6 protein-coding genes are annotated in these 6797 nt (G+C 72.3%); 1 reads left to right on the top strand and 5 read right to left on the bottom strand.

The genetic code is table 11. The annotated features are described in order from the left end of the window. Nucleotides 1-291: 291 nt before the first annotated feature. Nucleotides 292-783, bottom strand: a complete 492-nt coding sequence (locus tag AB0917_RS23250; protein ID WP_366821545.1) for an ATP-binding protein — start codon at nucleotides 781-783, stop codon at nucleotides 292-294. A gap of 198 nt (nucleotides 784-981) precedes the next feature. Next, nucleotides 982-1350: an STAS domain-containing protein gene (locus tag AB0917_RS23245; protein WP_366821548.1), complete on the bottom strand. Its 369-nt coding sequence runs from the start codon at nucleotides 1348-1350 to the stop codon at nucleotides 982-984. A gap of 286 nt (nucleotides 1351-1636) precedes the next feature. Here AB0917_RS23245 and AB0917_RS23240 point away from each other — a divergent pair, with 286 nt between their 5' ends. Further along, nucleotides 1637-2647 carry an RNA polymerase sigma factor SigF gene (locus AB0917_RS23240; RefSeq protein WP_366821544.1) on the top strand — a complete coding sequence of 337 codons (1011 nt, stop codon included), beginning with the start codon at nucleotides 1637-1639 and terminating at the stop codon, nucleotides 2645-2647. Nucleotides 2648-2862: 215 nt separating this feature from the next. Here AB0917_RS23240 and hutI read toward each other — a convergent pair whose 3' ends face one another. The 3 genes from hutI to AB0917_RS23225 form a co-directional block, all read right to left on the bottom strand. Further along, nucleotides 2863-4035 carry an imidazolonepropionase gene (gene hutI, locus AB0917_RS23235; protein ID WP_366821543.1) on the bottom strand — a complete coding sequence of 391 codons (1173 nt, stop codon included), beginning with the start codon at nucleotides 4033-4035 and terminating at the stop codon, nucleotides 2863-2865. A gap of 182 nt (nucleotides 4036-4217) precedes the next feature. Continuing rightward, the gene (locus AB0917_RS23230) at nucleotides 4218-5585 is read right to left on the bottom strand and encodes a formimidoylglutamate deiminase (protein WP_366821542.1); all 1368 of its coding nucleotides are present in this window, start codon (nucleotides 5583-5585) and stop codon (nucleotides 4218-4220) included. Then, nucleotides 5576-6784, bottom strand: a complete 1209-nt coding sequence (locus tag AB0917_RS23225) for an allantoate amidohydrolase (protein WP_366821547.1) — start codon at nucleotides 6782-6784, stop codon at nucleotides 5576-5578. Before AB0917_RS23225 ends, AB0917_RS23230 begins: the two co-directional genes overlap by 10 nt. Nucleotides 6785-6797: the final 13 nt, after the last annotated feature.

The raw sequence follows: 6797 nt of genomic DNA, 5'->3' as shown, positions 1-6797 counted from the left end.
CACGAGCAGCGGCAGCATCAGCCACCGCACGGTCAATGGTTTTCTGTCCATCCTGACTCCGGGTGCGACCGGCCCTTCGCCCTTTCCGGTTGCTGACGGTGGCGACCAACTGCCGGGCGGGGGCGGGCCACTGACAGCGCCTCAGGTCGGTCGCTCAAGGCGCGCCCGGGGCCTGCCGGAGGGAAGACGGACACCCGGAGCCCGCCCTGCGGAAGGACCCCGGAGCCTGCCTGCGGAAAGACTAAAGAGCGCGCCGGATCGGCGCGCTCCTCGACGTACGGGGTGGGGCGGTCACGCGGGGGCGGCGAGCTCCGCCCAGACGGTCTTGCCCGGCGTCTCCGGCGTACGCTGCACGCCCCAGTCCAGGCAGAGGCGCTGCACGATGAACATGCCGTGCCCACCGGGGCGGCCGGCGCGGTGCGGCGTACGGGGGGCGGGCTGGCCGTTCCCCCGGTCGACGACCTCGACGCGCAGCGCCTTGGGCGTGCGGCCGATCCGGAGCTCCTCAGGGCCTTCCGCGTGCAGGCAGGCGTTGGTCACGAGCTCGGAGACGACCAGCAGGACGTCCTCGGCGGCCGCCCGGCGGTCCGCGCTGGACGCCGGGAGCCATCCCCAGTCGTGCAGGGCCTGCCGGGCGAAATCACGGGCCATCGGGACGATGCCACTGGCCTGCCCGAGTGAGAGCGTGCGCCACTGCCGCTCGGCCGGGACGGGCGAGGCTGCGCCCGCTCCTTCCGGCTCGCGGCCGAGGTCGCCCGGCGGATGCTGCCGGGTGGTGCTCATCAGCGCTTCACCTCACCGATTCGCCATGTCGCCATGTCGCCATTGAACAGAAATGATCAGTTACCGAGTGTGTGCCGGATCTTTGCGGGATGCCGACGGGGGTCTCCTGCCCGGCCGGCCCGCGACGACACCCACTTCGGGCTGTCGATCGCGTAACACGACCGTCATCAGGAACGACGTGCGGGCGCCGTACCGGATCTAGGTCTCCAGAGCGTCTTCGAGGGTGGCATGGACGGTGAAGACCGCCTCCGCGCCGGTGATCTCGAAGACTCTCGCCACGACCGGCAGCATTCCGGCCAGATGAACTCCCCCTCCGACCGCCTCCGCCTTGAGGCGGGCACCGAGCAGCACGTTCAGCCCGGTGGAGTCGCAGAAATCCAGTCGTGAGCAGTCGACCACCAGGCGTGATCGCCCTTGCTCGACCGCGCTCTCCAGAGGCTCCCGCAGCAGATCGGCGGTGTGGTGATCGAGCTCACCCACCGGAGTCACGACCTCGCTGCGCCCCTCGGTCCGGGCCTCGACCTGAAGTCGACCCCGGTTCGCACTGCCGACCGTCCCGCGGTCCATGCCCAGTACCTCTTCGCCGTCCGTCACTGTGCGCGTCACTGCCTGTGCGGCTGTATGCAGAGCTGCCGCCGACGTGCGTAAAACAGTACGCGTTTCGTACGCCACGCGGTAGTCGAAGACCTCAACAAACCGGACATATACGGTTAATTGGCGCTTGTAACTGCTGCCACGAACCGGGTAAGGGTAGAGGGACACCCGAAACACGACCGGCTTTGGAGGCGCCGCTTCACCGCAGGAACACGTATGGGCATCGGCAGCCATATGCCGAGAACGATGGAGGAGAACCATGTCACCCCGGCTCGACGAAGCGCGTACCCCCGACGCGTCGTCGGCATGTCCTCAGGGACCGACCAATTCCGACTCCCCCGCCGCGAGCGCCGTTCCCGGCCCGCGCACCAGCACCACCAGCACCACCGGCGCCGCCGACACCACCGGCACCGCCACCCCGGACTTTCCCGGCCTTCCGGACCCTTCCGGCGAGGAGGGCGAGGGACTCGAAGGACTCCCCGAGATCCCGCCCTACGCCGAAGTGGGGGCTCTGGACGCCAGGGCCCTGTCGAAGACCCTCTTCGAGCGCCTCGAATCCCTCGAAGAGGGCACGCACGAGTACGCGTACGTCCGCAACACCCTCGTCGAGCTCAACCTCGCGCTCGTCAAGTTCGCCGCCTCCCGGTTCCGCTCGCGCAGTGAGCCGATGGAGGACATCGTCCAGGTCGGCACCATCGGCCTGATCAAGGCGATCGACCGGTTCGAGCTGAGCCGCGGTGTCGAGTTCCCGACGTTCGCGATGCCGACCATCGTCGGCGAGATCAAGAGGTTCTTCCGCGACACCAGTTGGTCCGTGCGCGTCCCGCGCCGGCTCCAGGAGCTCCGCCTCGAACTGGCCAAGGCGGGGGACGAGCTCTCCCAGCGGCTGGACCGCGCGCCCACCGTGGCGGAGCTGTCCGAGCACCTCGGCCTCACGGCGGACGAGGTCGTCGAGGGCATGTCCGCGAGCAACGCGTACACCGCGAGCTCGCTGGACGCCAAGCCCGAGGAGGACGACAGCGAGGGCGCCCTCGCGGACCGCATCGGCTACGAGGACCACGGGCTCGAAGGCATCGAGTACGTCGAGTCCCTGAAGCCGCTGATCGCCGCGCTGCCCTCGCGGGACCGCATGATCCTCTCGCTCCGCTTCGTCAGCAACATGACGCAGTCGGAGATCGGTGAGGAGCTGGGCATCTCCCAGATGCACGTGTCCCGGCTGCTCTCCCGGACACTGACCAAGCTCCGCAAGGGGCTGACCCTGGAGGAGTAGCCGGACCCCGCCCTGTCCCGCCCCACCACGGGGCCTGGGGCTTCACGGGCCGGTGACGAGCACACGCGGAAGGACCCGCTCCCGTACGTATCCACGTATCAGGGCGGGTCCTTCCGCATGTCCGGGCTTCCGGTGGCGGCGGCTGCCTGGGTCCCTGGCCCCCTGGGCTTCCGGTGGCTGCTGCCTGGGTCCCTGGCCCTCTGGGCTCCCGGCGGTTACTCCACCCGCTCGCCGCCCCGCCAGACCGCGCTGACCAGCGGGACGCCCGGCCGGTAGGCGAGGTGGACGTGGCTCGGGGCGTCCAGGAGGACCAGGTCGGCGCGGGCGCCCGGGGTGATCCGGCCGATGTCGGTGCGGCGCAGGGCCGCGGCGCCGCCCGCGGTGGCGGACCAGAGGGCCTCGTCGGGGGTCATCCCCATGTCCCGTACGGCCAGGGCGATGCAGAACGGCATGGACGAGGTGAACGACGAGCCGGGGTTGCAGTCCGTGGAGAGCGCGACGGTGGCCCCCGCGTCGAGCAGCCGGCGGGCGTCGGGCCAGGTGGCGCGGGTGGAGAACTCGGCGCCCGGGAGCAGCGTGGCCACCGTGCCGCCCTGGCCCAGCGCGTCCACGTCCGCGTCGGTGAGGTGGGTGCAGTGGTCGGCGGAGGCGGCGTCGAGCTCCACGGCGAGCTGGACGCCGGGGCCGTACGTCAGCTGGTTGGCGTGGATACGGGGGTGCAGCCCCTTGGCGCGGCCCGCCGTGAGGATGGCGCGGGCCTGGTCGCCGTCGAAGGCGCCCCGCTCGCAGAAGACGTCGATCCAGCGGGCGTGCGGGGCGCAGGCCTCCAGCATCGGGCCGGTGACCAGGTCGACGTACCCGGCCGGGTCGTCGGCGTAGTCCGGGGAGACGATGTGGGCGCCGAGGTAGGTGACCTCGTCGGTGTGGCGGGAGGCGACGCGCAGGGCGCGGGCCTCGTCCTCGACGGTGAGACCGTAGCCGGACTTGGTCTCCAGGGTGGTGGTGCCCTGGCGCAGGGCCTCGGCGAGGTAGCGGGCGACGTTGGCGGAGAGCTCGTCGTCGGAGGCCTGGCGGGTGGCGGCGACCGTGGTGCGGATGCCGCCGGCCGTGTAGGGCTGCCCGGACATCCGGGCGTTGAACTCCTGGGTGCGGTCGCCCGCGAAGACCAGGTGCGAGTGGGAGTCGACGAAGCCCGGGATCACGGCCCGGCCCGCCGCGTCGAGGACGTTGTCAGTGGCGGGTGCTTTGCTTGATTCACCGGTCCAGACGATGCGGTCGCCCTCGATGACGACGGCCGCGTCCTGGATCAGGCCCAGGGGGGTCCCGTTGCCGAGGGAGGGGTCATTGGTGACCAGGCTGGCGATGTGGGTGACGGCGGTGGTCGTCATCTGGAGAGTGTTCTCCTTGCGTTCCGGGGGGTCCGGGGCTGCGGGGTGGTTCCGGTCCGGCTCTGCGGCATGGTTCCGGCATGGATGTGCGGGGTGGTTCCGGTCCGGGTCCGCGGGCGGGTCCGGGCGGTGCGGGGTTCTCGCGCGCGCCGGGGGTCCGGGCGGGCCGGGCGGGTCCGGGGTCAGTGGTGCAGGGCTGCCACGGCTGCCGCGAGCGCTCCGGGCACGTCCTCGATCAGCGCGTGACGGCCGTCGCGGACGATATGACGGCCTGCCACGACCGTGTGCCGCACATCAGCCGCGGAGGCGGCGAATACGGCGGTCTCCGCTGCCAGCCGGGGCACCGGTCCCGCCGTTCTGACGGAGTCCAGGGCGATGGTCGTCAGGTCGGCGGGGGCGCCCGGTTCCAGGACGCCCGCGTCGGGGCGGCCGAGTGCGGCGTGCCCGTCGGCGGAGGCGGCCCTCAGCAGGGCGGCGGCCGTCCAGTGGCCCCGGATGTGGGTGCGCAGCCGCTCGTTGAGCTCCATCGCCCGCGCCTCTTCGAAGAGGTCGATGACGGCGTGGCTGTCACTGCCCAGCGAGAGCGGCGAGCCCGCCTTCTGGAGCGCGGCGGCGGGGCCGATGCCGTCGGCGAGGTCGCGTTCGGTGGTGGGGCACATGCAGGTGCCGGTGGCGAAGGAGCCGAGCAGCGCGATGTCCTCCCTCGTCAGGTGCGTGTTGTGGATGCCGGTGGTGCGGGGGCCGAGGACCCCGTGGTCGGCCAGGAGCCGGGTGGGGGTGCGGCCGTGGGCGGCCTGGCAGGCGTCGTTCTCCGCCGTCTGTTCGGAGAGGTGGACGTGGAGCGGGGCGCCCCGCTCCTGGGCCCACTGCGCGACGGTGGCCAGCTGGTCCGCCGGGACCGCGCGGACGGAGTGGATGGCCGCACCGATCAGGGTGTGGTCGTCGCCCTTGAGGAGGGAGGCGCGCTCGGCCCAGGCGTCGGCGGTGGTGTCGGAGAAGCGCAGTTGGTGCCGGTTGGGCTTCTCGCCGAAGCCGGCGGCGAGGTAGGCCGTGTCCAGCAGGGTGATCCGGATGCCGGCCTCGGCGGCGGCCGCGATCAGCGCCTCGCCCATGGCGTTCGGGTTGGCGTAGGACGTGCCGCCGGGCGCGTGGTGCAGATAGTGGAACTCGCCGACGGAGACGATGCCGGCCAGGGCCATTTCCGCGTACGTGGCGCGGGCCAGCTCGAAGTAGGTGTCCGGGGTGAGCCGGGAGGCCGCCTGGTACATCAGCTCGCGCCAGGTCCAGAAGGTGCCGGACCCCACCTGGACGGTGGCCCGCAAGGCCCGGTGGAAGGCGTGGGAGTGGGTGTTGGCCAGGCCGGGAAGGGTCAGGCCGCGCAGCACCGTGGCGCCGGGCGGGGGTGCCTGGACCCCGGTCCTGATCCCGGCGATGCGGCCGTCGGCCACCTCCACGGCGATGTCGGGCTCCACATGGGTCCCGAGCCAGGCGTGGTCCATCCAGTACGTCGCGGTGACGGGCCCGCCCGCCGTCCGGGTTGTCAGCTGCACGCGAGACCTTCCAGTACGTCGGCGAGTGCCCGCACCCCGGCCGCGCAGTCGTCCTCGGCGGCGTGCTCGGCCGGAGAGTGCGAGATCCCGGTGGGGTTCCGTACGAAGAGCATGGCGGTGGGCACCGAAGCGGACAAAATACCCGCATCGTGGCCCGCGCCGGTGCCCAGGACGGGGACGGGGCGCCCCGTGTCGCCGGCCCCCTCCAGGATCTTGGCGAGTTCGTCGCGCAGGGCGTGCTCGAACTCGACCACGGGCGTGAACGACTCGCGTACGACGTCGAGGTCGATCCCGGCCCGCTCGGCGTACTCCCGGGCGGCGCGCTCGATGCCGGTGACGACGGCGTCCAGGGTGGCCTGGTCGGCGGCGCGGGAGTCCAGCCAGCCACGGACGAGGGAGGGGATGGCGTTGACCCCGTTGGGCTCGACCGCGATCTTGCCGAACGTGGCGAGGGCGCCGGTGAGTTCGGCCTCGCGGCGGGCGGCGAGCACGGTCTCGGCGTACGTGAGCATCGGGTCGCGGCGGTCGGCCAGGCGGGTGGTGCCCGCGTGGTTGGCCTCGCCCCGGAAGTCGAACCGCCAGCGGCCGTGCGGCCAGATGGCGGAGGCGATGCCGACGGGGTCGCCGGTGAGGTCGAGGGCGCGGCCCTGCTCGACGTGGAGTTCGACGAACGCGCCGATACGGGCGAGCCGTTCCGGGTCGGGGCCGATGGCCTCGGGGTCGTATCCGGCCGACTCCATGGCGGTGGGCAGGGTCATGCCGTCCGCGTCCCGGAGGCGGTGGGCGTCGGCGACGGTGAGCTGTCCGGCGGCGAGCCGGGACCCGACGCAGGCGAGACCGAAGCGGGCGCCCTCCTCGTCACCGAAGTTGGTGAGGGCGAGGGGACGGGTGAGCACCGCGCCCCGGGAGCGGAGTTCGTCGAGCGCGGCGAAGGAGGAGACCACACCGAGCGGCCCGTCGAAGGCGCCGCCGTCCGGGACGGAGTCCAGGTGCGAGCCGGTGACGACGGCGTCGCCGGCCAGGGGGTCGCCGAGCCAGGCCCACTGGTTGCCGTTGCGGTCGACCTCGTAGGTGAGCCCGCGCGCCTCGGCCTGCGTACGGAACCAGGCCCGGCAGTCGAGGTCCGCCGGCGACCAGGCGTAGCGCCGGTAGCCGCCGCTGTCGGGGTGGCGCCCGACGGGGGCCAGCTCGCGCCACATCGAGAGGAAGGAG

Source organism: Streptomyces sp. NPDC007346 (assembly GCF_040703535.1).
In the GTDB taxonomy this organism is placed as follows: Bacteria; Actinomycetota; Actinomycetes; order Streptomycetales; family Streptomycetaceae; genus Streptomyces.
The sequence above is the reverse complement of the archived record's forward strand: the minus strand, read 5'-3'. Positions and strand labels throughout refer to the sequence as shown.